Below are 22,259 nucleotides of genomic sequence, written 5' to 3' on the forward strand. Positions count from 1 at the left end.
GTACCAGATCAAGTCCGGCTTCCACGGCCCCACCGACATCTCCCCGGTCGGGTTCGCCGCGCAGCTGCACGTCGGCCTGGCGATCCACAACTACGGCATCCAGGAATACATGCAGCACTCGGATGCGACCAACGAGGTCTTCGAACAGTCCATGACCTTCGTGGACGGCTACCTGCACCCGGGAGACAAGCCCGGCATCGGCGTCGAATTCAACGCCGAAGCCGCCGCCGCCTACCCCTACCAGCAGGCCTACCTGCCTTACAACCGCCTCGTCGACGGCACCGTCCATGACTGGTGAACCGTCCATGACTGGTGAACCGGCCATGACAAGTGAACTGAAGACCGCCGGTCCCGCCCACATCGTGGTGATGGGCGTGACGAGTTGCGGCAAAAGCACCGTAGGCGCCGCTATCGCCGACCGCCTCGGCGCGGAATTCCTCGACGGCGACTCGCTGCACCCGCAGGCCAACATCGACAAGATGGCCTCCGGCATCCCGCTGGACGACGACGACCGGGCACCCTGGCTGGCCGAAATCGGCAGGCGCTTCTCGGCGTCGGACTCCGGTCTGGTCATCGCGTGCAGCGCGCTCAAGCGCTCCTACCGCGACATCATCCGCAGCGGGGACTCATCCGTAGTGTTCGTGCACCTGCACGGCACCCGGGAACTGCTGCACAAGCGCATGGCCGCACGCCCGGGACACTTCATGCCGCTCTCACTGCTGGATTCGCAGCTGGAAACCCTGGAAGAACTCCAGTCCGACGAAGCAAGTGTTGTAGTGGATATCGCCACGCCGGTGAAGCAGATCGTAGATGACGCTGTTGCGGCCCTCGCCGGGCCGCAGGGCGATGCAACCCGGTTCCTGGTGGACCTGAAGGCCGCGCCGTTCAACCTCGACGAATCCGCCATCGCCTGGGTGGAGTCCACCATCGACTCCATGACGGATGAGGAAAAGATCGGGCAGCTGTTCATCAACCACAACAACGACTACTCCCCGGAATACCTCGACGGTGTCCTGGAGCAGTACCACGTGGGCGGCATGCGGTACCGGCCGGGGCCGTCAGCCGACGTGCAGGAACACATCCGCTACGCGCAGTCCAAGACACGGGTACCGCTGCTGATCGCGTCGAACCCCGAAATGGGCGGCGCCGGCAGCTGCGACGACGGGACGTTCGTCTCGACCCACCTGCAGGCGGGTTCGCACCCGGACAAGGACATCGCCCGCCAGATGGGGCGCGTTGCCGGTGTGGAGACAGCCGCGCTGGGCTGCAACTGGGCCTTCGCGCCGATCGTGGACATCCACTACAACTGGCGCAACACCGTCATCTCCACCCGGGCCTTCGGCAACACCCCGGAAATCGTGGTGGAACGGGCCAAGGAGTACTTCGACGGCATCAGCGAATCGCCAACCGTGTGCGCCATGAAGCACTTCCCGGGGGACGGCCTGGACGAACGCGACCAGCACGTGGTCACGTCCTACAACACGTTCGGCTACGAGGAATGGACCAGGACCTACGGGCATGTGTACCGGGAGATGATCGGGCACGGCGTGCAGTCCATCATGGTCGGGCACATCGGCGCGCCGGACTTGTCACGGCATTTCCGTCCCGGCCTGGCGGCGGAGGACATCCTGCCCGCGACCCTGGCGCCGGAACTCCTCCAGGACCTGCTCCGCGGCGAGCTCGGCTTCAACGGGCTGATCCTCACCGACGCGTCCCAGATGATCGGCCTCACCCAGGCCATGAAGCGCAGCGAGCTTGTGCCGGCCACCATTGCGGCGGGCTGTGACATGTTCCTGTTCTTCCGCAACCCCGCGGAAGATTTCCGGTACATGATGGACGGCTTCAAGTCCGGGGTCATCACGGAAGTGCGGCTGCAGGACGCCCTGCGCCGGATCCTGGGCCTGAAAGCCTCGCTCGGACTGCACAAGGCCGCACGGGAATCCCTCGTCCCGCCGGTCGAAGCGCTGCAGCTGATCGGGAGCGCAGCCCATTTGGCCATCGCTGCCGAAGTTGCGGACAAGACCGTCACGTTGGTGAAGGATACTGCGCAGAACCTGCCCATCACCCCGGAGACGCACAAGCGGATCCGGCTGTACGGCATCTCCGGCGGTGCGGATTTCACCATGGCGGATCCTCTGGCCTACCTGGACACCGTCCGGGACGAGCTCGAGAATGCCGGGTTTGAAGTCCATCTGTTCAAGACGGCGGCGCAGCGCAAGGCGGTAGGGGAGGAGGGCGTGAATTTCATGTCGGTCATCTCCGAGGAAGCCACGGCGGATTACGCGCAGAAGTACGACGCCGCGTTTGTGTTCGCCAACGTGAAAGGCTTCGCCCAGGAAGCAGCCATCCGGATCAAGTGGTCAACACCCATGGCGGCCGAGATTCCCTGGTACGCCACCGAAGTCCCCACCGTGTTCGTCTCGCTCAACCAGCCCAACCACCTGATTGACGTGCCGATGGTGAAGACGGCCATCCACGCCCACGCCGGGTCGCCCGAGGCCATTCGGGCGACCATCGAGAAGATCCAGGGCAAGTCGGAGTTCCAGGGCACGTTCAACGAGAACGTCTTCTGCGACTCCTTCGACACCAGGCTCTAAGCCGGCGACGCCGGGCTGCGCGGCGCCCAGGTTTCGGCTCGCCGCTACGTTCTCGGGCTGGCGCCAGGGTTTCGGGCCGGCGCTACGCGGATCCCCGCCGCGCCGGTCCGAAGCCGCAGCGCAGGTCCAAAACCTGCGCGAAAACCCCTCCCGCGCCACCCCGTGCAGGCGTAGCGTGGGGCCATGGAGAAGACCGGATGCGCGGTGGTGGGCGGTGGACCTGCGGGGATGATGCTTGGACTGCTGCTGGCCCGGGCCGGGGTGCAGGTGACAGTCCTTGAGAAGCACGCTGACTTCCTGCGGGATTTTCGTGGCGACACGGTGCACCCCTCCACGATCCGGCTGATTGACGAACTCGGGCTCGGGCAGGACTTCAGGCAGCTGCCGCAGAGCCGCCTGAAGAATGTCGCTTTCCCCGTCCCGGGCGGGCCGCCCGTGACCATGGGCGACTTTAACGCCCTGCCGCCGCCGTACAACTACGTCGCCATGATGCCGCAATGGGATTTCCTGAACTTCCTCGCCGCCGCCGCAGCCGAAGAGCCGGGATTCACCCTGCTCATGAGCCGTACGGCCACCGGGCTGGTCCGCAACGGGGGCCGTGTCCGCGGAGTCCGCTTCCGGACCCCGGACGGCACGCAGGACGAACTCCTGGCGGACGTCGTGATCGCAACGGACGGCCGTCATTCCGTGCTCCGCGCCGCGGCCGGGCTGGCGCCGAAAGAGTTTCCCGTGCCGTTCGATACCTGGTGGTTCCGGTTGCCGCGGTATGCCTCCGAAACTGGCGAGGTGGCGGGCATCGTGCCGGCCTTCGGCCCCGGCGAGGCGCTGCTGGCGCTGTTCCGCAACGACTACTACCAAATGGGCTACCTGGCGGCCAAGGGCACCGACGCCCGGATTCGCGCGGAGGGCGTCGAAGGGTTCCGGCGGCGGGTCGCGGCGCTCCGCCCGGACCTCGCCGACCGCGTTGACGCCATCCGTTCCCTCGATGACCTCCACTGGCTGGACGTGCGCCTGAACCGGCTGCGCTCGTGGCACATCAACGGGCTTCTGTGCATTGGCGACGCCGCCCATGCGATGTCGCCGGCTGGCGGCGTCGGAATCAACCTCGCCATCCAGGACGCGGTGGCCACCGCCGAGTACCTTGCCCCCGCACTGCTCCGCGGCCGCGTGAGCACGGAAGACCTCAAGAAAGTCGAACGACGCCGGCGGCTGCCCACCGTCATCGTGCAGACCGTGCAACGTGTCATGCAGCGGGCGGTCTTCGTCCCGATCATGACCGGTAAGCGGTCAAAGGCGCCGTCCGCGGCACTCTTCCTTGCCCGGCACGTTCCGGTGTTCCGCACCATCATTCCCCGCTTTATCGCTTTCGGTCCGCGCCCGGAGCACGCACCGGCCTTCGCACGCCGGGCCGAACCCCAGCCGCAGCCCTAGCCGCGGCCTGTCCGCCACCGTCGATTGCTCCGTAGCCGCCCTTTAGAGCTCTCAAAACGGCGGTTACGGAGCAGCCGATGGGTCAGCCGTGCGCCGCGAGGTACCCGATGAGCCCCTTGACCGTGGACACTGCCGGGTAGTCACGCTCCGGGATGTCCACGCCGGTGTCCGTGTCGATCGTTTCCACCAGCCGAAGGAAATCCAGCGAGTCAAGCTCGAGGTCCTGCCGCAGCCGGGCGTCCTCGTCCACCTCGGCCAGGTCCACGTCCGGTGCCACCTTGCCTATCGCGGACTGCACCGCCGCCCGGGCGTCTTGTTCGTTCATGGTTCCTCCGGTTTCACAGGTGCTCCGGTTCTTGCAGCAGTTCGTCGATCCGGGCCAGGTAGCGGCCGCCGCGCAGTCCGTCGCTGACCCGGTGGTCCGCCGAGAGCGTGGCAATGACAGCGTGCCGGACCCCGAGGAGCCCGTTCTGGGCCCAAGGCTGTTCCATTACGCGCCCGAATCCCACCATGGCGACCTGGGGCGGGTAGATCACGCCGTAGACACTGTCCACGCCGAGGTCCCCGAGATTGGTCACGGTCAGGGTCGGATCGGCCATTTCCGCTCGCTGCAGCCGCCCGGCCCTGGCCCGGCTGACAAGATCCCGCAACTGCTCCATCAGCACGTCCAGGGGCAGGGTGTCGGCGTCGTGGATTGCCGGGGCCACGAGGCCGCCCTGGCGCAGGGCCACCGCTATGCCCAGGTGGACCGAGGCGCTGGGCCGGAACTCGCCGGCGTCGTAAAATCCGTTGACCTCCGGTACGTCCCGTGCCGCCAGCGCCGCGGCCTTGAGCAGGAGCGCCGAGGAGACCAGCCGGGCGGAGACGGGCCGGTGCGCGTTGACGGACTGCATCCATTCGACGGCGGCCCGCAGATCCAGCGTGGTGCTTAGGTAGTAGTGCGGGATGGTCTGCTTCGAGCGCGTCATCAGGGCGCCGATGGCGCGGCGCAGGGTGGCCACGCGCTCCGACGGCGGCCTCCCTTTTATTGGCGCCGTAGGCGCCGCCGGCGCTTCCGGCGTCGCCAGTGCCGGTATGCCGCGGTCCGGCACCCCTGGCTCCGGCCCTGCGAGTTCCGGCCCGGCGACGGGCAGGGCGGTCTCCGGAAGTCCCGGACGCGCAGCGCTGGCGGCGCCCTGCACGTCGGCCACCGTCACGGCGCCGTTCCTCCCGGTACCGGTCACGGTTGACAGCCCGATCCCGAGCTCCGCCGCGAGGCGCCGGGCCCGCGGCGAGGCACGCACCCTGCCCGCATCGCCGGGCCTGGCCGCCATCGCGTGTTCCACGTCCGCCCGGGTGATGGTGCCGTCTTTGCCGGTGCCCTGGATCCTGCCGGTGTCCACGCCCAGCTGGTGCGCCAGGTGCCGCACCGGTGGCGCGATCGGCGGACCCGGCGCAGGGCCGGGCGCTTCCGGAACCTGGGACTTGGCCGCACTGGCTGGCGACGGCGTCCGCGGCGGGACCGCTTCCGGAACCCCGACCTCGGCCGGGGTCTGGGTGATCCGGGCCAGCGGGGTTCCCACCGGAACAGTCTCGCCGAGGTCCACCAGCAGTTCGGCGACCACCCCCTCCTGGAAGGATTCCACGTCCATGACGGTCTTGTCTGTATCCACGACCGCCACGAGGTCCCCGCGGCGCACATAGTCACCGGGCTTGACCAGCCATTCGACAATCTTGCCGTGCTCCATGTCAGCGCCGAGTGACGGCATCAGGAAGTCACCCACTGGTATCCACCGTCATTTTGGCCGCGGCCACGATTTTCGCCTCGGACGGGAGTGCCGCCAGTTCCAGGTGCTTGGCATAGGGGATCGGTACCTCGGCGCTGCAGACTCGGGCCACCGGCGCATCGAGGTCGAAAAACGCCTGTTCGGTGATCCGTGCGCTCACCTCGGCCGAAAGGCTGCCGCTGCGCCAGCCTTCATCGACCACCACGGCTCGGTGCGTACGGGTCACGGAGGCCAGGATGGCGGCGTCGTCGAGCGGTCGGAGCGTGCGCAGGTCCAGGACCTCGGCGTCGATCCCGTCAGCCGCGAGCTGTTCCGCGGCGCTGAGCACCGCGGGGAGGGTCCCGCCGTAGGTGATCAGCGAGATGTCGTTGCCGGGGCGCCGGATGGCGGCAGTGCTGATGTCCACGGGGCCGGCGCCGTCGGCAAGTTCCCCGGGGACGTTGTACAGCGAGCCGTGCTCGAAGATGAGTACGGGGTCCGGGTCCTGAAGCGCCGTCCACAGCATGCCGCGGGCGTCTTCGAGGGTAGCCGGGGCGAGAATCCGCAAACCCGGGATATGCGCGTACCAGCCCTCGAGGCTGTGCGAGTGCTGGGCACCGAGCTGGCGGCCCGCACCGGTGGTCATCCGGATCACGAGCGGCACGTGGAACTGGCCGCCGGACATGTGCAGCAAGGTGGCGGCGTTATTCACGATCTGGTCGAGGGCCAGGAGGCTGAAGTTGACGGTCATGATTTCCACGATCGGGCGCATGCCGCCAAGGGCCGCCCCGATCCCGGCACCGACGAACCCGGATTCCGACAGCGGGGTATCCCGGATCCGGTTCGGGCCGAACTCCTCCAGCAGGCCCAGACTGACCGCGAACGAGCCGCCATAAGCGCCCACGTCCTCGCCCATCAGGAACACCCGCTCATCGCGGATCATGGCGTCGCGGATGGCCGCACGGAGCGCCTCACGGTAGCTGGACTTCATGGCGCGCCGGTTTCCTCTCCGGCACGCTTTCCGGCTGACTGCGTGCCTGCGCCAGTGTCCGTGCCTTCTCCGGCGACACGCTCGCTGTAGACAAAGCGGGTCAGTTCCTCCACCGGTTCCGGGGTTCCGGCCTCGGCGAAGGCCACGGCGGCCGCGATTTCCGCCTGGGCGTCCGCCTGCAGTTGCTCCCACCCGGCGGCCGTGAGCTGGCCCGCGGACTCCAGAGCGGTCCGCAGCAGCGTGATCGGGTCCCGTTCCATCCAGCGCGCCACCTCGTCCTTCGTGCGGTAACGTTCGGGATCAAACATGGAATGGGCCCGGAAGCGGTAGGTCCTCAGCTCCAGGAAGTGCGGTCCGCCGCCGGAGCGGACGGCGTCCACTGCGCGGCGCGCACCCTCCTCGACGGCCAGGACGTCCATTCCGTCCACGGCCCATGCGGGGATCTCGTACACGGCGGCCTTGAGGGCGATGTCCGTCTGCGATTCGGAGCGGGCCAGCGCGGTTCCCATGGCGTAGAGATTGTTCTCGCAGCAGAACAGCACGGGCAGCTGCCAGAGGGCCGCCAGGTTGAGGCTTTCGTGGAATTCGCCTTCGGCCACGGCGCCTTCGCCGAAGAAACACACCGTGACGTTGGTGCGTTCGGCCATCTTGTCGGCGAGCGCCAGGCCGACGGCGAGCGGCAGGCCCCCGGCGACGATCGCGTTGCCGCCGAAGAATCGGGTGCCGGCGTCGAAGAGGTGCATTGACCCGCCGCGCCCGCGGCAGCACCCTTCAACGTAGCCGTACATTTCGGCGAGGATCGCCCCGGCCGAGACGCCGCGCAACAGCGCGTGGCCGTGCTCCCGGTAGGTCGCGACCACGGCGTCTTCCGGTTCCAGGGACGACAGGACGCCGGCGGCGACGGCCTCCTCGCCAATGTAGACATGCAGGAAGCCGCGGATTTTGGCGGCACTGTAGAGCTCGACACATTTCTCTTCGAGCTGGCGGACACGAAGCATCTGCAGCAGCAGTTCCCGGCCGTGGGCCGCGTCCACGGGGCCTCCGCGCGGGCCCGCCGTGCCCGTCATTTCGGCGCCTGCTTTGTCGGGGCCGGCTGCTTGGGGTGTGGGGCGCTCGCCGGGGCCGGGGGCGTTTCGATGGTGGAGGTATCGCCCTCTGGCAGACCGAGCTCCCGGGCCTTGAGCAGGCGCCGGAGGATCTTCCCGCTGCGGGTCTTGGGCAGCGCGGTGGTGAAGTCGAGCAGCCGCGGTGCGACGGCGGGGCCCAGCCGCTTGCGGGCGAATCCGATGATCTCCAGTGCCAGCTCCCCGGACGGGTCCCAGCCGGTCCGGAGCTCAACGAAGGCCTTGACTACCTCGCCGGCCACCGGGTCCGGAACTCCGATCACACCGGCTTCGGCCACGGCCGGGTGCTCCATGAGGGAACTCTCCACCTCGAACGGGCCGATCAGGTGCCCCGAGGACTTGATGACGTCGTCGCCCCGGCCGACAAACCAGTAGTAGCCGTCGGCGTCGCGTCTGGCCAGATCCCCGGTCAGGTACCAGCCGCCGGCGAAGCAGCGGCGGTAGCGCTCCTCCTCGTGCAGGTAGCCGCGGAACATGGAGGGCCAGCCGGGCCGGAGAGCCAGTTCCCCCATGGCGTCGGGGGCCGTGACCAGCGCCGCTTCGCCGTCGCGGATGACGGGCTTGCCGTCCGGGTCCCGGGCCACGAGGGCTGCCTCGACGCCGGGGAGCGGCCGGCCCATGGAACCGGGCCGGATCTCAGTGGCGGCGTAGTTGGAAATCATGATGCCGCCGGTTTCGGTCTGCCACCAGTTGTCATGCACCGGCTGCCCGAACGCCTCCTGCCCCCACACCACCACCTCGGGGTTGAGCGGCTCGCCGACGCTGGCGACGAAACGCAGGGCGGAGAGGTCGTGTCCCGCGGTCCGGCCGGTCCCGGCTTTCATGAGCATGCGCAAGGCCGTCGGGGCCGTGTACCAGACCGTGACTCCCTGTTCGGCGAGGATCCGGTACCACCGGTCTGCGTCCATTTCCTCCTCGTCCACGATGGCCGTCACCCCGTGGCTCAGGGGTGCGATCACGCCGTACGAGGTTCCGGTGACCCAGCCGGGGTCCGCCGTGCACCAGTAGACGTCCCCGGGGTGCAGGTCCAGGGCAAAGGTGCCGGTCGCGTGGTGGGCGGTCACGGCGTCGTGCACGTGGATGGCGCCTTTCGGGGTGCCGGTGGTGCCGGAGGTGAAGTGCAGCAGGGCCATGTCTTCGGGTTGGGTTGCCGCGATCTCCCCGTCCGGCGGGGCTTCCCGCATGAGGGCTGTCAGGTCCAGGGTTCCGGGCTCCGGATCGCCTTCGGCGTCGATGAGCAGGACGTGGCGCAGTTCCGGGAGCTGCTCGCGGAGCTGGGCGATCTTCCGGCGGTATAGCGCCCGCGTGGTCACCAGCGCCCGGCCGGAGCCGAGCAAGAGGCGCTGCCGCACGGGCTCGGGGCCGAACGCGGAGAACAACGGGCAGAACACGCTCGCGTTCTTGAACGTGCCGAGCACCGCGACGTACAGGTCCGGGCCGCGGCCGGTGAGGGAGAAAACCCGTTCCCCGCGGCGGATGCCCAGACTGCGCAGGACCCCGGCGAAGCGGTTGGTCTGTTCCGCGAGTTCGGCGTAGTTCAGCGAGTGCGTGCTGCCATCGGCCCGGACGAACCGCAGAGCCTCCCGGCCGGCGCCGCTGCCGGCCGCGTGCCGGTCCACTGCCTCGTAGGCAATGTTGAGGCCGCGGCCACCGGGGAGCCCGGACAGGGCGCGTCGGCCCTCATCCCAGGTGAACGCCGCGCGCGCCGCGTCATAGTCCACCAGGTTCGGCCGGACCCGGAAACTGCCGATGTCTTTGGTGATCGCAGGCCAACGCATGGATGGTTCGGTTCCTGCCGTCATGGTTCCATCCGACTCCCGTGTGCCGGTGCCGCCAAGAGTAAAAGGTCCCGGGCCGTCGGCCCCGGACCAGCCACTAAACTGGGACCCATGACTGCCACCCGTGACTTCGCAGCTGACGCTGCCTCTGCCCGTGCCCGACTCCTGGAACTGATCAAGGAACTGGCCGTCGTCCGCGGCAAGGTCATTCTCTCCAGCGGAGCGGAAGCCGACTACTACATTGACCTGCGCCGCATCACGCTGCACCACGAGGCGTCCAAGCTGGTGGGACAGGTCATGCTCTCCCTGATGGAGGACGCCGGGATCGATTTCGAGTGCGCCGGCGGGCTCACCATGGGGGCAGATCCGGTGGGCACCGCCGTCATGCATGCCGCCGTCGACGCCGGCCGCCCGGTGGACGCGTTCGTTGTCCGCAAGGCGCAGAAGTCCTACGGCATGGGCCGCCAGGTGGAAGGTCCCTCGGTCGAGGGTCGCAAGGTCCTGGTCCTGGAGGACACCTCAACCACCGGCGGTTCCGCGCTGACCGCCGTCGAAGGCGTCCGTAAGGCCGGCGGCAACGTGGTGGCCGTCGCCGTGATCGTGGACCGCGACACGGGAGCCAAGGAAAAGATCGAGGCCGAAGCCGGTGTTCCGTATCTCTTCGCCTTCGGCAAGGACGAACTGGGCCTCAACTAGCGCTCCGCCCTCGGCTGACGGGGATGGACGGGGTACAGGGGGTGACTTATCATTTCTTAAATACCCCCGTCCGTACCCGCATCTGGAGAAACGCGCCATGCTCCCGCACCCCGAAGACTTGAGGGCTGACTCCGTCGGCACTGTCGACCAGATCCAGAACCTGATCCTGGACAGCGCGGACTTCGAAGTGTTCCTGAACGAACTCGCGCGTTTTTCCGCGCACCAGGTGGCGGGCTCCGGCGACGACGCGCTGTGCGGAATTACCCTGCTCCGGGACCGTAAGGCCGCCACGATCGGGTGGAGCAGTGACTCCGCCCGTGAAGTGGACGAGATCCAGTACTCACTGTCCCAGGGCCCATGCCTGACCGCTGCCAAGGAGGAACGGGAAGTCTACGTCCCTGACCTCTTCGACGAGGACCGCTGGGGCCCTGACTATGCCTCCGCCGTCGCCTCGCACGGCCTGCGCTCGGTGTTGTCGGTGCCTTTCCACCTCCAGGGCGAAGCCCAGGCGGCGCTGAACCTCTACTCCGATGTCCCGCACAAGTTCGACGGCGACGTCGCTGTCCGGGCCCGCGGCTACACCCGTGAAATCTCCCAGGCGCTGCGGCTGGCAGTCCGCTTCTCGCTGCACACGGACAGCGCCACCAACCTGCGCGCCACCCTTGAATCCCGGACCGTCATCGACATGGCGATCGGGATCGTCATGGCGCAGAACCGCTGCGACCAGGAAACCGCGGTCCGGATCCTCACCGATGCGTCCAGTAACGGCAACGTCAAACTCCGCGATATCGCCACCTCCCTGGTGCAGTCTGTGGGCGGAACGGCAACCCGGACGCACTACGAAGAGCCGGACCGGCGACAGGCGGGCTGAACCGGCAGTCGCCTATGACTTGTGTGCAACCACAAGCGCGGATACGCTGAATGAGGTTGAGCCGTCGGCCATAGACATCCTTCTTTGGAGTACCTATGGACCAGACACTGCAAGCCCACGTCAAACTCGATGTCGTTTCCGACGTCGTCCGGATTAGTGTCCGGGGGAGCCTCACGCAAGCCTCCCGCCCCTCCCTGACGCACATTGTCCAGCGCGTTCGCCGCATGGGGATCATCTCGCACATCCGCGTCGACCTCGGCCTGGCCGCATTTGTGGAATCATCGGCGCTGGCCGGCCTGCGCAACGACCTCAACGCGATCGACGGCGGGAGCGCCGGCTCGGACATCGCCGGCATGCCCGCCCCCGGCGGCGTTTCCCTGGAGCTGACCGCGCACCGCGACGATTCCGCCGCATTGCCCGCCCTGGACATGTCCGGGGAATTCCTGTCCTCCATCGATCCCTCCGGCACCCGGCGGCTGACCCGGTTCTCCGACGACGAACTTTTCGCCGCGAGCGACTGTGTGTTCGGCCTGCTCGATGACCCCGCTGACATGGCCCGCTCGGAACTGCTGGCAACGTATGACGAGATCGGCATGGAGATCAGCCGTCGCGAGGTCGGCCGCGAGCCCGAGCCTGTCTAGCCGGCCAGCGGCGGCAACGCCGCTCCAGGCTGCCCTTCTGTCTTCCGGATTGGTCGGGTTTCTCATCCCCGCCGGACCGTGGATACGGTAGTAATGTGCCGGCCGAGATGGAACCGAACCATCCGCGAGGCCCCGGTGCTGCCGAGGCCCGCATGCTCCGCCGCGCCGTCGAGCTTAAACGGGTTTCCCGGCGGACATTCCTGATCGGCGCCGGGTCCGCTTCACTGCTGGCGGCGGACATGCTGTTCACGCGGCGCGTGCAGACCGATCGGCGTGTCACCCGGATCCTCGAAGTGCCGGATGACGTCGCCGAACTGTACTATCCCCACGCCAGCTGGATCCTGTTCCCCGGCTACAAGACGGGCTGGGAAGAAGCCCTGTGGATCCTGAACGCCTTGCGCGGATCCTTGAACAAGAGGGGCCGGCTCGGCGCCGTCGGGTATTCCAACGAGGGGCTGGACATCGACGAGGTGGTCATTGCCGTGATCGAGTACGTCCGCGCCCACAATCTCACCACCCTCTACTTCTACGGCCATAGTTTCGGCGGCATGGTGGCAACTCAGGTGGCTGCCCGGCTGCGCGAGCTGCACGGCGTCGAAGTGGCGTTCATCCTCCTGGATTCCAGCCCGGCGAGCCGGCACGACGTGCTGGACCAGAGCTGGTTTGAGGGCGTGGTGCTGCTCTACGAAAGCGGGTTCCGCTTCCCTACGGTGCTGCGCGGTGGCTACGAGCTCGGCGAGAGGATGCTGCACAAGAATGAGCGCAGTTGGGGCCAAGTAGTGGACCAGACCCTGGAACAGCTGTCTCCGCTCGCGCCGTCCAGCGTGCTGATCCAGTCCGAATCCGCCTACATCTACCACTTTGAGGCAAGCCGTTTCGTCGGGAAACTCGGCGAAACAAAGATGGCGTTCATCGGCAACCCCCGGGACAAGACCGTGGACTACGAGACCGCCCGGGATACGTGGTCGCTGACCTTCAAAGCCAACATGGCCTCGGATGACCTGCGCACCGACGGGGCGAGGCCGGAGCACGCGAGCCCGGGCTGGAGCCCGTTCGTCTACCGGCCCATCATCGACAAACTCCAGGACGACCTCTTTCCGCTGCCGGGCGGCGGCGGGAAGAAGACCGCGTTCTAGGGGTTTCCTCAGATCTGGTTCTTGAGGTCCGCCACGGAATTCAGGATCTGGTTCGGCCGGAACGGGTACGCGGCGATGTCGTCCCGGTGGGTGATGCCGCTGAGCACCAGCACCGTGTGCAGGCCCGCTTCCATGCCGGCGATGATGTCGGTGTCCATGCGGTCGCCGATCATGGCTGTGGTTTCCGAATGCGCGTCGATCTGGTTCATCGCCGAGCGGAACATCATCGGGTTGGGCTTGCCCACAATGTACGGTTCGCGGCCCGTGGCCTTGGTGATGAGGGCGGCGATGGCCCCGGTGGCAGGCATGGGGCCGTCCTTCGAGGGCCCGGTGGCGTCCGGGTTGGTGGCGATGAAACGCGCGCCGGCCAGGATCAGGCGGATGGCCATGGTGATGGCTTCAAACGAGTAGGTGCGGGTCTCGCCGAGCACCACGAAGTCGGGGTTCTGGTCGGTGAGGATGAAGCCTGCCTCGTGGAGCGCCGTCGTGAGTCCTGCTTCGCCGATCGTGTAGGCGCGGTTCCCCGATTCGGAGCCGCGGACCTGGTCCTTGAGGAACTGGGCAGTTGCCAGGGCCGACGTCCAGATGTTCTCCTCCGGGATTTCCAGTCCGGAAGAACTGAGCCGGGCCGCGAGGTCCCGGGGCGTGAAGATCGAGTTGTTGGTCAGCACGAGGAACCGTTTGGAGGTGTCCACCCAGCGCTGGATCAGCTCCGAGGCGCCCGGGATGGGCTGGTTCTCGTGGACCAGCACGCCGTCCATGTCCGTGAGCCAGCATTCGATTTCCTGGCCACTGCGGTACATCGAGGCATATGAACGTGCCCCGTCTGAGTCGGTCCCCTGCTCTTCGCGCTGATCTGCCATGGTGTCCTCCGCCGTAAGTGTGCCGCTACCTGCCTCCCAGTCTAATGTTGAGGCGTGACTGAACCCGAGATCCCCGGCGACGCCGGCGTAGAGCCTGTGCCAGAGACGTCAGCGGACCCGGCGGCAGTGGCGGAACCGAAGGCGGAGGTCGGCGTCGGCCCCTGGGAAGGCGAACTTCCACAGGGCGAGCACTGGGACCCGGACCTCCTGGCGGACGGCGACCGGCGCAACGTGGTGGACAAATACCGCTACTGGAAGCACGAGGCGATCGTGGCGGACCTGGACTCCAAGCGCCACAATTTCCACATCGCGATCGAGAACTGGCAGCACGACCTCAACATCGGCACCGTGGTCCGGACCGCCAACGCGTTCCTCGCCAAGGAAGTCCACATCATCGGACGACGCCGGTGGAACCGCCGCGGGGCCATGGTTACCGACCGCTACCAGCACGTCCGCCACCACCCCACCGTTGAGGACTTCGTGACCTGGGCGCAGGGGGAGGGGCTGGCGATCATCGGGATCGACATCTTCCCGGACTCCGTCCCGCTGGAAACCTACGAACTGCCCAGGGACTGCGTCCTGGTCTTCGGCCAGGAGGGCCCGGGCCTGACCCCTGAGGTCCACGACGCGGCGCTGGACACCTTGTCGATCGAGCAGTTCGGCTCCACCCGCTCCATCAACGCGGCCTCTGCCGCCGCGATCGCGATGCACGCCTGGATCCGCCGCCACGTGTTCGGCCAGCACCTCTAACTGCCGCCGAGATGGCACTTCACGGCAATGCTTTCGCCCAACACTGCCGCGAACTGCCGTCTGGGCGGGAAGCTCGGGCGGTGAGCGGCAGGCGGGACCGCCGGGGGAGCGAGTGTTACACAGGCACAGTGACCGGAGACACTGCCCCGGCGCAGGAATGACTAGGATGGTTCCTAGCCGACGAGGTTCCCTCCAGGAGCACCAGCCCGTAGACGAAATTCACTTTAGGAGTCAGCATGCCCATTGCAACCCCAGAGATCTACTCCGAGATGATCGACCGTGCAAAGACGGGTGGCTTCGCCTTCCCGGCTGTCAACGTCACGTCCTCCCAGACCCTAAACGCCGCCATGCGCGGCTTCGCCGAGGCGGAATCCGATGGCATCGTCCAGGTCTCCACCGGCGGCGCGGCCTACTGGTCCGGTGCCTCCACCAAGGACATGGTTGCCGGCTCCCTGGGCTTCGCGGCCTTCGCCCGCGAGGTCGCCAAGAACTACGGCGTCAACATCGCCCTGCACACGGACCACTGCCCCAAGGACAAGCTGGACGGCTTCGTGCTCCCGCTGCTCGCCGCTTCCGAGGCAGAGGTCAAGGCCGGCCGCAACCCCTTCTTCAACTCGCACATGTGGGACGGCTCCGCCGAGACCCTGCAGGAAAACCTGCGGATCGCCCGGGAACTGCTCGAGCGCACGGCTGCCGCCAAGATGATCCTCGAAGTTGAGATCGGCACCGTTGGCGGCGAGGAGGACGGCGTCGAGAACGCCATCAACGACAAGCTTTACACCACGGTCGAGGACGCCCTGGCCACCATCGACGCTCTCGGTTCCGGCGAAAACGGCCGCTACATCACGGCGCTGACCTTCGGCAACGTGCACGGCGTATACAAGCCGGGCGGCGTCAAGCTCCGCCCGGAGATCCTCAAGGACATCCAGGAGCAGGTGGGCGCCAAGATCGGCAAGTCCAACCCGTTCGACCTCGTGTTCCACGGCGGCTCCGGCTCCTCGGACAAGGAAATCGCGGACGCCGTCTCCTACGGTGTCATCAAGATGAACATCGACACCGACACCCAGTACGCGTACACCCGCCCGGTGGTGGACCACATGTTCCGCAATTACGACGGCGTGCTGAAGGTCGACGGCGAGGTCGGCAGCAAGAAGCTTTACGATCCCCGCGTCTGGGGCGCTTCCGCCGAGGCCGGTCTGGCCGCCCGTGTGGTCGAGGCCGCCCAGCAGCTGGGCTCCACCGGCAAGACCTTCTAGCCATGTCCGACGAGTTCCGCAAGAACCTGATGGGCCCCGAGCCCACGCTCCTGCCTGCCGAGACTGAGATCTACCAGCACCTCGCGCTCGGCCAGGAAGCCGTGGACCTTGTAGCCAAGCACCCCACGTCCTCGCTCCTGTGGGCCATCCTGGCCGAGGAAGCGTGGGACGAGGGCCGCACCATCGATTCCTACGCGTACTCGCGGGTGGGCTACCACCGCGGCCTGGATTCGCTGCGCCGCAACGGCTGGCGCGGCGTCGGGCCGATCCCGTGGGAGCACGAACCCAACCGCGGCTTCCTGCGCTCCCTCTACTCGCTGGGCCGGGCGTCCGCGGCGATCGGCGAGGCCGAGGAACCGGAGCGGATCGAAAAGTTCCTCAAGGATTCCGATCCCGGCGCAAGGGCCGCCATCGAGTCCGAGGGCTGACGCGCGGTTAACCGACGAAGGCGGGCTCCCACCTCAAGGTGGGAGCCCGCCGTCGTTAATGCGTGCGGGTGGGTGGGGATCAGGCCTTGGCCAGGCCTGTGCGGGCCATGGCATCCGCGTACGCGGTGTGCATCTCCGCCAGGTACTCTTCCTGCCGGGCCGGAGTGCCGGCGAATGCCCGGCCGCTGAGTGAGCGGACCTTGTAGGTCTTCAGGCCGCGGCGCCAGATCATGGGCACTTCGGTCTTGAGCAGCAGGTTGGCCAGGCGGTTGGCCTCGGTGCCGTGGGCCACGATCACGGAGGCGCGGGGCACGAGGGCCAGGAACTTCAGCAGCGGCTTGAGGCCTGCGGAAATCTGGTCCGGCGTGAATTTGCCGTTGGGCTCGCCGGGGACGTACCACGGGTGGACGTTCCACGGCATGACGAATTCGGGGCGCAGGCCCAGCTTCCACTGGATTCCCAGCATGCGGGTGGCCGCCTCGTCTTCGCCGGCGGTGATGAAGCCTGACGCATCCGCGGTGCCGATGTTGGAGTACAGGCTGATGATGCGGCACTCATCGACGTCGTGCATGGGGTCCACGTAGGGGACAGTGGTGCCAGCCTTGGTTGCCTGGAGAGCGTCAAGGAGCTCGTTGACGGGGGCAATGCTAGGTTCGTACCGGCGGCTCAGGAGCTCTTCGCGGAAATTTTCGGTGGCCAGGGCTGTCATATGTTGCTGGGTCTCCTGCGGGATTGGCAAAGCAGCCACACCGGATGCGAACACGCCGAATACCGGGCATGCGGAGCAATGGTGTGGTTTGAAAATGTGGTGTGGACCGATTCCTGGTCGATCCTTATCAGTCTATCAAGCCCTGCGAAATGCGGCGCCGGCCCCGGCCTGGGCTACCAGAGCCGCTTGGTGGCGCGGCGTGCCCCTTCGCTGAGGGCCTCCAGCTTGGCGTACGCAATTTGCGGATGCACCCTGCCGCCCAGCCCGCAATCTGTGGAAGCAATCACATTTTGACGCCCCACGAGGTCCGCGAAGCGCACGATCCGGTCGGCCACGAGGTCCGGGTGCTCCACGACATTGGTGGCGTGCGAGACGACGCCCGGGATGATGACCTTCCCCTCGGGCAGCAACGCGCCCTCCCAGACGCGCCATTCGTGCTCGTGCCGGACGTTGGCCGCCTCGAACGAGTAGCCGCCGGCATTGATCTGCAGGACTGAGTCGACGATGTTCGCGAAGGGGATGTCCGTGGTGTGCGGGCCGTGCCAGGAACCCCAGCAGACATGCAGCCGGATCTGCTCCTGGGGAAGATCGCGCAGCGCCCAGTTTGTTGCTTCGACCCGGAGCTGGATGAACTTCAGGTAGTCAGCCAGGCTCGGCTCGGGGTTGATCTGGTCCCAGCTCTCGGCCAGGGAGGGGTCGTCGAGCTGGACCGTCAGGCCGGCGTCGATGATGGCTTTGTATTCCTCACGCATCGCGTCGGCACAGGCGTAGAGGAGTTCCTCGTCGCTCCGGTAGTACTCGTTGGCCACGCGGGCGCATGAGCCGGGGGAGAGGGAGGCGACGAATCCCTCGGTCAGCCCGGCCGCGGCCAGGCCGGTCTTGAGGTTGGCAATGTCCGAGGCCACGAGTTTTTGGCCGGTGTACGTCAGCGGCCCCGCGATCTTCGGCTGCGTGACGGCCTTGCGGTGGGCCAGGATTCCGGAGGAGGGGTCGTTGTAGGCGTCGTCGAACTTCAGCCGGTCCCGGCGGTCGGGGAAGGAGGTCAGGACGATGTGGCCCGGCGAGGAACGGTGCACCTTGGCGTCGGCCCAGCGGTCCACGTCGGTCGGCACCAGTCCGCCCAGCCGGGAGAAGGAGTAATTCCACCAGGCGCCGTAGTCCACGGAGCTGGACATCGTGTGCCCGTACTCGCCGTCATTGGGGATGTCGATGCCCAGATCCTTTTGGCGCTGGACGACGTCGGCCACCGAGGTTTCGAGCAGGTCCAGGAATTCGGGCGTGATGCCGTCGGTTTCCCTGGCCTCGTTCGCGGCGATCAGCTCGGGCGTGCGGGGCAACGAGCCGGCATGGGTCACGCGGATGTGGTCGCTGTTCTGGGACCCGCTGTTCCGGGACATGGCACGTTTCCTTTCGGCGCTCGGGATCCTCACTCCCACTCAATTCCACTACGGGCGCTCCCGCAAGTGGTGCCCGCTATGTGTCGGGCCACTTGGTGAAAGATGCAGCTATCCGCTCCCTCGAACTCCCCGGCGGGCAGCTCTTTGATCCGTCCGGGATGGGGCGCCCGTTCAAGGACTGGGTGGAAGTGCCTGCGGCCTCCGCGGAGGCGTGGCCCTCACTCGCGGAAGCCGCCCTGGCGTTCCCCACAAGCTTGCTGACACGTCCAAACAAGGACCCAAAGCCATGCCGGTGACCGTTTTCGGCTAAACTTGGGTGGTAAGAGCCCCGGAACTCTAGCGTTGGGTAAGAGCACAGCGGTAGATTCGGGGCATTCTCATGAACGGCGCTGAGCTGTGGCGACCACCTGGTGGATCACACGGAGTTCGGCCCGAACGAATGGGGGAGGATCCCATGCCAGCAATCGTGATCGTCGGAGCCCAATGGGGCGACGAAGGCAAAGGTAAGGCCACTGACCTGCTTGGCGGCCGCGTCGACTATGTCGTCAAGCCCAACGGCGGTAACAACGCCGGGCACACCGTCGTCGTGGGCGGTGAGAAGTATGAGCTCAAGCTCCTTCCGGCCGGCATCCTGAGCCCGAACGCGATTCCGATCATCGGCAACGGCTGTGTGGTGAACCTGGAAGCCCTGTTCCAGGAGATCGACGGACTGGAGGCCCGCGGCGCGGACACCTCCAAACTGCGTGTCTCCGCCAACGCGCACCTCGTGGCGCCCTATCACCAGGTCCTGGACAAGGTCACCGAGCGTTTCCTCGGCGGCCGCGCCATCGGCACCACCGGCCGCGGCATCGGCCCCGCCTACATGGACAAGGTGGCCCGCCTCGGCATCCGCGTCCAGGACGTCTTTGACGCCTCGATCCTGCGCCAGAAGGTGGAGGGCTCGCTGCGCCAGAAGAACGAACTCCTGGTCAAGGTCTACAACCGCCGCGACATCGAGGTGGACGAGATCGTGGAGTACTTCCTGTCCTTCGCCGAGCGTCTGCGCCCGCTGGTCATCGACAGCACCTACGTCCTGAACACCGCCCTGGACGAGGGCAAGGTGGTCCTCATGGAGGGCGGCCAGGCCACGTTCCTGGACGTTGACCACGGCACGTACCCCTTCGTGACGTCCTCGAACCCCACCGCGGGCGGCGCCTCCGTGGGCTCGGGCATCGGCCCCACGCGGATCTCGCGTTCCATCGGCATCATCAAGGCTTACACCACCCGCGTGGGCGCAGGTCCGTTCCCCACGGAACTGTTCGATGAGATGGGCATGTACCTGCAGAAGACCGGCGGCGAGTTCGGCGTCAACACCGGCCGTCCCCGCCGCTGCGGTTGGTACGACGCCGTGCTGGCGCGCCACGCCTCCCGCGTCAACGGCTTCACGGACTACTTCGTCACCAAGCTGGACGTCCTGACGGGCATCGAGCAGATCCCGGTCTGCGTGGCGTACGACGTCGACGGCGTGCGGCACGACGAAATGCCCATGACCCAGACTGAGTTCCACCACGCCAAGCCGATCTTCGAATACTTCGAAGGCTGGACCGAGGACATCACGGGCGCCCGCACCCTGGAGGACCTGCCGGAAAACGCCCGGAACTACGTCCTTGCCCTGGAAAAGCTCTCCGGCACGCGGTTCTCCGCGATCGGCGTCGGCCCGGACCGCGACCAGACGATCGTGGTCAACGATCTCATTAACGACTAGCACCGGCTGACGCTCTAACTGGCGAACGACGGCGGCGGGCCACCCTGGAAAGGGCGGCCCGCCGTCGCAGTTAAGTCGCCTTGTCCGGCAGCGCTATGCCTCCCGGAGCTGGTATCCGACAATGCAATGTATTGCATATTTGTTGTTCACCCAGCCGTTTCCCACCGCGAGCGAAGGACCGACGATGGCCATCACCGATTTTGAGCGCTACCCCCTGATGTTTGGACCGAGTCCCGTCCACCCGCTGCCGCGGCTCAGCGCGCACTTGGGCGGGGCCACGATCTGGGCGAAGCGGGAGGACGTCAACAGCGGCCTCGCGTTCGGCGGCAACAAGACCCGCAAGCTGGAGTACTTTGTCCCGGATGCCCTGGCGCAGGGCGCGGACACCCTGGTCTCAATTGGCGGCTACCAGTCCAACCACACCCGCCAGGTCGCGGCGGTGGCCGCGAAGCTCGGCCTCAAGGCCCGCCTGGTACAGGAAAACTGGGTCGACTGGCCGGATCCGCTGTCCGACCGCGTGGGCAACATCCTGCTCTCGCGCATCATGGGCGCCGATGTCCGGCTGGAGAGTGCGGGCTTTGACATCGGTATCCGCAGCAGTTGGGAGAACGCGATCGAGGAGGTCAAGGCTGCTGGCGGCAAGCCGTACGCGATCCCGGCCGGCGCGTCCGACCACAGGCTGGGCGGGCTGGGCTTTGCCAACTGGGCCTACGAGGTGGAGGAGCAGGAGCGCGAGCTCGGCATCTTCTTCGACACGATCATCGTCTGCACCGTCACGGGCTCCACCCATGCCGGCATGATCGCGGGTTTTGCCGGCCAGGACAAACCACGCCGCGTGATCGGCATCGATGCTTCGGCGACCCTGACGAAGACCCGCGACCAGGTTGAACGGATTGCCCGGAACACCGCCGAGCTGATCGGCCTGGGCCGGGAACTCCGTGACGACGAAATCAACGTCATGGGGGGCTGGGCCGGGGACCGCTATGGAATTCCCGTCGACTCCACCCTGGAAGCCATCCGTCTGGGCGCCTCGCTCGAGGCCATGATCACCGACCCCGTCTACGAGGGCAAGTCCCTGGCCGGGCTGATCGACCTCGTGACAAGCCGGGAGATTCCGGCCGGGAGCAACGTTCTTTACGCACACCTGGGTGGCCAGATCGCCCTCAATGCCTACAGCGGACTCTTCCGGTCCTGACGCGGCGCACGGCGGCGGCGGGTTCCCTGACGGGGACCCGCCGCCGCCGTCGTTAAGCCCCGGCAACACCGGCCCAAAAAAGAAATCAAGAAATTTCTGATTGGTGCGTAACCTTTCGGGCCCGCCCAGCGATTACCTCTTTGTAAGCGCCGCCGGAGCCTTGGACCCCCCACCAGGCACCGGCTGGCCTTCCACCGTAAGTGCCGACCGGCGCCTTCCCCCCATCTGGTCTCCGGTCGGCTCTTTACCGTAAGCGCTTGCCGGCGCCTGCCCCCATGGGCGCCGGCCAGCCTTTTCTGGCGAGAGTGGGCTGTCGACTGCCCCCCAAGAGGCCTCAGCCCGCCTTCCACCAAAAAAACAAAGGATGTACGTCTGTAATGAAGAGTGTTAGCAAGACCACCAAGATTGTTGTCGGCGCCGCCATCCTGGCAGTCGGAGGTTTCTCCGGCATCGGACTGGCCAATGCGGCCCAGATGTCCAGCACCGAGCAGACTGAAGTGAACCACGCTACGCCCGCCACTCCAGCTGTCCCGGCCACACCTACGCTCCCGGCAACGCCGGCCGTCCCCGCAGTTCCGGCCGCGCCGTCCACTGACGGCAAGGCGAAGGGCGACGCCGATGTGGACGGCACCGAGGGTGCCGTCGAAGGCTCCGTTGATTCAAAGAAGGGCGCCACCGTTAAGGGCGACGCCAGCGTCAAGGGTGCTGCCGGTGAGGCACGCGCCAACGCCAACGTCAACGCCGCAGTTCCGGCGACCCGGGCTATCCCCGCGGTTCCCGGCGCCAATGGCGTCCCGGCCACCCCGGCCACCCAGGCCGTTCCGGCCCAGCCGTCCGTCGAGCTGCCCCAGCACGACAAGTAATATCCGGCTGTTTAGCCTGGACCCGTCACGGGTCTGAAAGCAAG

The 22,259-nt window shown here is 66.9% G+C and carries 21 protein-coding genes; 13 read left to right on the forward strand and 8 right to left on the reverse strand.

All coding sequences use genetic code 11. The features are described from left to right. The 3 genes from AC1D2F_RS21020 to AC1D2F_RS21030 all read left to right on the forward strand — a co-directional run. On the forward strand, positions 1 to 298 hold a 298-nt coding region (locus tag AC1D2F_RS21020), incomplete at its 5' end, for an enolase C-terminal domain-like protein (protein WP_476967634.1). A gap of 25 nt (positions 299 to 323) precedes the next feature. Then, the gene (locus tag AC1D2F_RS21025; protein ID WP_476967635.1) at positions 324 to 2,597 is read left to right on the forward strand and encodes a gluconokinase, GntK/IdnK-type; all 2,274 of its coding nucleotides are present in this window, start codon (positions 324 to 326) and stop codon (positions 2,595 to 2,597) included. Positions 2,598 to 2,780: 183 nt separating this feature from the next. Further along, positions 2,781 to 4,028: an FAD-dependent oxidoreductase gene (locus tag AC1D2F_RS21030; protein WP_229995998.1), complete on the forward strand. Its 1,248-nt coding sequence runs from the start codon at positions 2,781 to 2,783 to the stop codon at positions 4,026 to 4,028. An 82-nt stretch (positions 4,029 to 4,110) separates the two neighbouring features. Here the strand turns inward: AC1D2F_RS21030 and AC1D2F_RS21035 are convergent, their stop codons facing one another. Genes AC1D2F_RS21035 through acsA form a run of 5 tightly spaced genes read right to left on the reverse strand, consistent with a single transcriptional unit; the run spans position 4,111 to position 9,690 of the window. Then, positions 4,111 to 4,353, reverse strand: coding sequence for an acyl carrier protein (locus AC1D2F_RS21035; protein WP_229995999.1), 243 nt, complete (start codon positions 4,351 to 4,353; stop codon positions 4,111 to 4,113). A gap of 13 nt (positions 4,354 to 4,366) precedes the next feature. Next, complete coding sequence (locus tag AC1D2F_RS21040; RefSeq protein WP_476967636.1) at positions 4,367 to 5,791, reverse strand: 2-oxo acid dehydrogenase subunit E2; 1,425 nt, start codon at positions 5,789 to 5,791, stop codon at positions 4,367 to 4,369. Continuing rightward, positions 5,784 to 6,764 (reverse strand): alpha-ketoacid dehydrogenase subunit beta, encoded by a 981-nt coding sequence (locus AC1D2F_RS21045; RefSeq protein ID WP_476967637.1) that lies wholly within the window; start codon positions 6,762 to 6,764, stop codon positions 5,784 to 5,786. Before AC1D2F_RS21045 ends, AC1D2F_RS21040 begins: the two co-directional genes overlap by 8 nt. Next, a complete protein-coding gene (gene pdhA, locus AC1D2F_RS21050) occupies positions 6,761 to 7,831 on the reverse strand; it encodes a pyruvate dehydrogenase (acetyl-transferring) E1 component subunit alpha (RefSeq protein ID WP_476967638.1) in 1,071 nt (356 codons plus the stop codon). Before pdhA ends, AC1D2F_RS21045 begins: the two co-directional genes overlap by 4 nt. Next, complete coding sequence (gene acsA, locus AC1D2F_RS21055; protein WP_476967639.1) at positions 7,828 to 9,690, reverse strand: acetate--CoA ligase; 1,863 nt, start codon at positions 9,688 to 9,690, stop codon at positions 7,828 to 7,830. Before acsA ends, pdhA begins: the two co-directional genes overlap by 4 nt. 87 nt (positions 9,691 to 9,777) lie before the next feature. Between acsA and pyrE the strand changes: the two genes are divergently transcribed. The 4 genes from pyrE to AC1D2F_RS21075 all read left to right on the forward strand — a co-directional run bounded on the left by pyrE (position 9,778) and on the right by AC1D2F_RS21075 (position 13,010). After that, positions 9,778 to 10,362: an orotate phosphoribosyltransferase gene (gene pyrE / locus AC1D2F_RS21060; protein ID WP_229995972.1), complete on the forward strand. Its 585-nt coding sequence runs from the start codon at positions 9,778 to 9,780 to the stop codon at positions 10,360 to 10,362. A 97-nt stretch (positions 10,363 to 10,459) separates the two neighbouring features. Further along, positions 10,460 to 11,233: a GAF and ANTAR domain-containing protein gene (locus AC1D2F_RS21065; protein ID WP_229995973.1), complete on the forward strand. Its 774-nt coding sequence runs from the start codon at positions 10,460 to 10,462 to the stop codon at positions 11,231 to 11,233. A gap of 95 nt (positions 11,234 to 11,328) precedes the next feature. After that, a complete protein-coding gene (locus tag AC1D2F_RS21070) occupies positions 11,329 to 11,874 on the forward strand; it encodes a hypothetical protein (RefSeq protein ID WP_476967640.1) in 546 nt (181 codons plus the stop codon). 95 nt (positions 11,875 to 11,969) lie between these two features. After that, entirely contained in the window at positions 11,970 to 13,010 is a 1,041-nt protein-coding gene (locus AC1D2F_RS21075) for a thioesterase domain-containing protein (protein ID WP_414645503.1), read from the forward strand. 8 nt (positions 13,011 to 13,018) lie between these two features. Here AC1D2F_RS21075 and AC1D2F_RS21080 read toward each other — a convergent pair whose 3' ends face one another. Then, the gene (locus AC1D2F_RS21080; protein WP_229995976.1) at positions 13,019 to 13,873 is read right to left on the reverse strand and encodes an HAD-IIA family hydrolase; all 855 of its coding nucleotides are present in this window, start codon (positions 13,871 to 13,873) and stop codon (positions 13,019 to 13,021) included. Positions 13,874 to 13,969: 96 nt separating this feature from the next. Here AC1D2F_RS21080 and AC1D2F_RS21085 point away from each other — a divergent pair, with 96 nt between their 5' ends. The 3 genes from AC1D2F_RS21085 (at position 13,970) to AC1D2F_RS21095 (ending at position 16,307) form a co-directional block, all read left to right on the forward strand. Further along, the gene (locus tag AC1D2F_RS21085) at positions 13,970 to 14,623 is read left to right on the forward strand and encodes a TrmH family RNA methyltransferase (protein ID WP_229995978.1); all 654 of its coding nucleotides are present in this window, start codon (positions 13,970 to 13,972) and stop codon (positions 14,621 to 14,623) included. A gap of 236 nt (positions 14,624 to 14,859) precedes the next feature. After that, positions 14,860 to 15,879, forward strand: a complete 1,020-nt coding sequence (gene fbaA / locus AC1D2F_RS21090; protein ID WP_091565009.1) for a class II fructose-bisphosphate aldolase — start codon at positions 14,860 to 14,862, stop codon at positions 15,877 to 15,879. Between the two features lie 2 nt (positions 15,880 to 15,881). Then, a complete protein-coding gene (locus tag AC1D2F_RS21095) occupies positions 15,882 to 16,307 on the forward strand; it encodes a DUF3151 domain-containing protein (protein ID WP_229995977.1) in 426 nt (141 codons plus the stop codon). Positions 16,308 to 16,386: 79 nt separating this feature from the next. On the opposite strand, the gene AC1D2F_RS21100 is transcribed toward AC1D2F_RS21095, so the two are convergent. Both AC1D2F_RS21100 and AC1D2F_RS21105 read right to left on the reverse strand, forming a co-directional pair. After that, a complete protein-coding gene (locus tag AC1D2F_RS21100) occupies positions 16,387 to 17,016 on the reverse strand; it encodes a uracil-DNA glycosylase family protein (RefSeq protein WP_229995600.1) in 630 nt (209 codons plus the stop codon). Positions 17,017 to 17,189: 173 nt separating this feature from the next. Further along, on the reverse strand, positions 17,190 to 18,413 hold the full coding sequence (locus AC1D2F_RS21105) for a cobalamin-independent methionine synthase II family protein (RefSeq protein ID WP_229995601.1): 1,224 nt from the start codon (positions 18,411 to 18,413) through the stop codon (positions 17,190 to 17,192). Positions 18,414 to 18,867: 454 nt separating this feature from the next. Here AC1D2F_RS21105 and AC1D2F_RS21110 point away from each other — a divergent pair, with 454 nt between their 5' ends. The 3 genes from AC1D2F_RS21110 to AC1D2F_RS21120 all read left to right on the forward strand — a co-directional run bounded on the left by AC1D2F_RS21110 (position 18,868) and on the right by AC1D2F_RS21120 (position 22,215). Beyond that, positions 18,868 to 20,157 carry an adenylosuccinate synthase gene (locus AC1D2F_RS21110; protein WP_476967641.1) on the forward strand — a complete coding sequence of 430 codons (1,290 nt, stop codon included), beginning with the start codon at positions 18,868 to 18,870 and terminating at the stop codon, positions 20,155 to 20,157. Positions 20,158 to 20,341: 184 nt separating this feature from the next. Continuing rightward, on the forward strand, positions 20,342 to 21,352 hold the full coding sequence (locus tag AC1D2F_RS21115) for a 1-aminocyclopropane-1-carboxylate deaminase (RefSeq protein WP_476967642.1): 1,011 nt from the start codon (positions 20,342 to 20,344) through the stop codon (positions 21,350 to 21,352). Between the two features lie 377 nt (positions 21,353 to 21,729). Further along, entirely contained in the window at positions 21,730 to 22,215 is a 486-nt protein-coding gene (locus AC1D2F_RS21120) for a hypothetical protein (RefSeq protein WP_476967643.1), read from the forward strand. Positions 22,216 to 22,259: the final 44 nt, after the last annotated feature.

The organism is Arthrobacter sp. P1_B3, assembly GCF_056406615.1.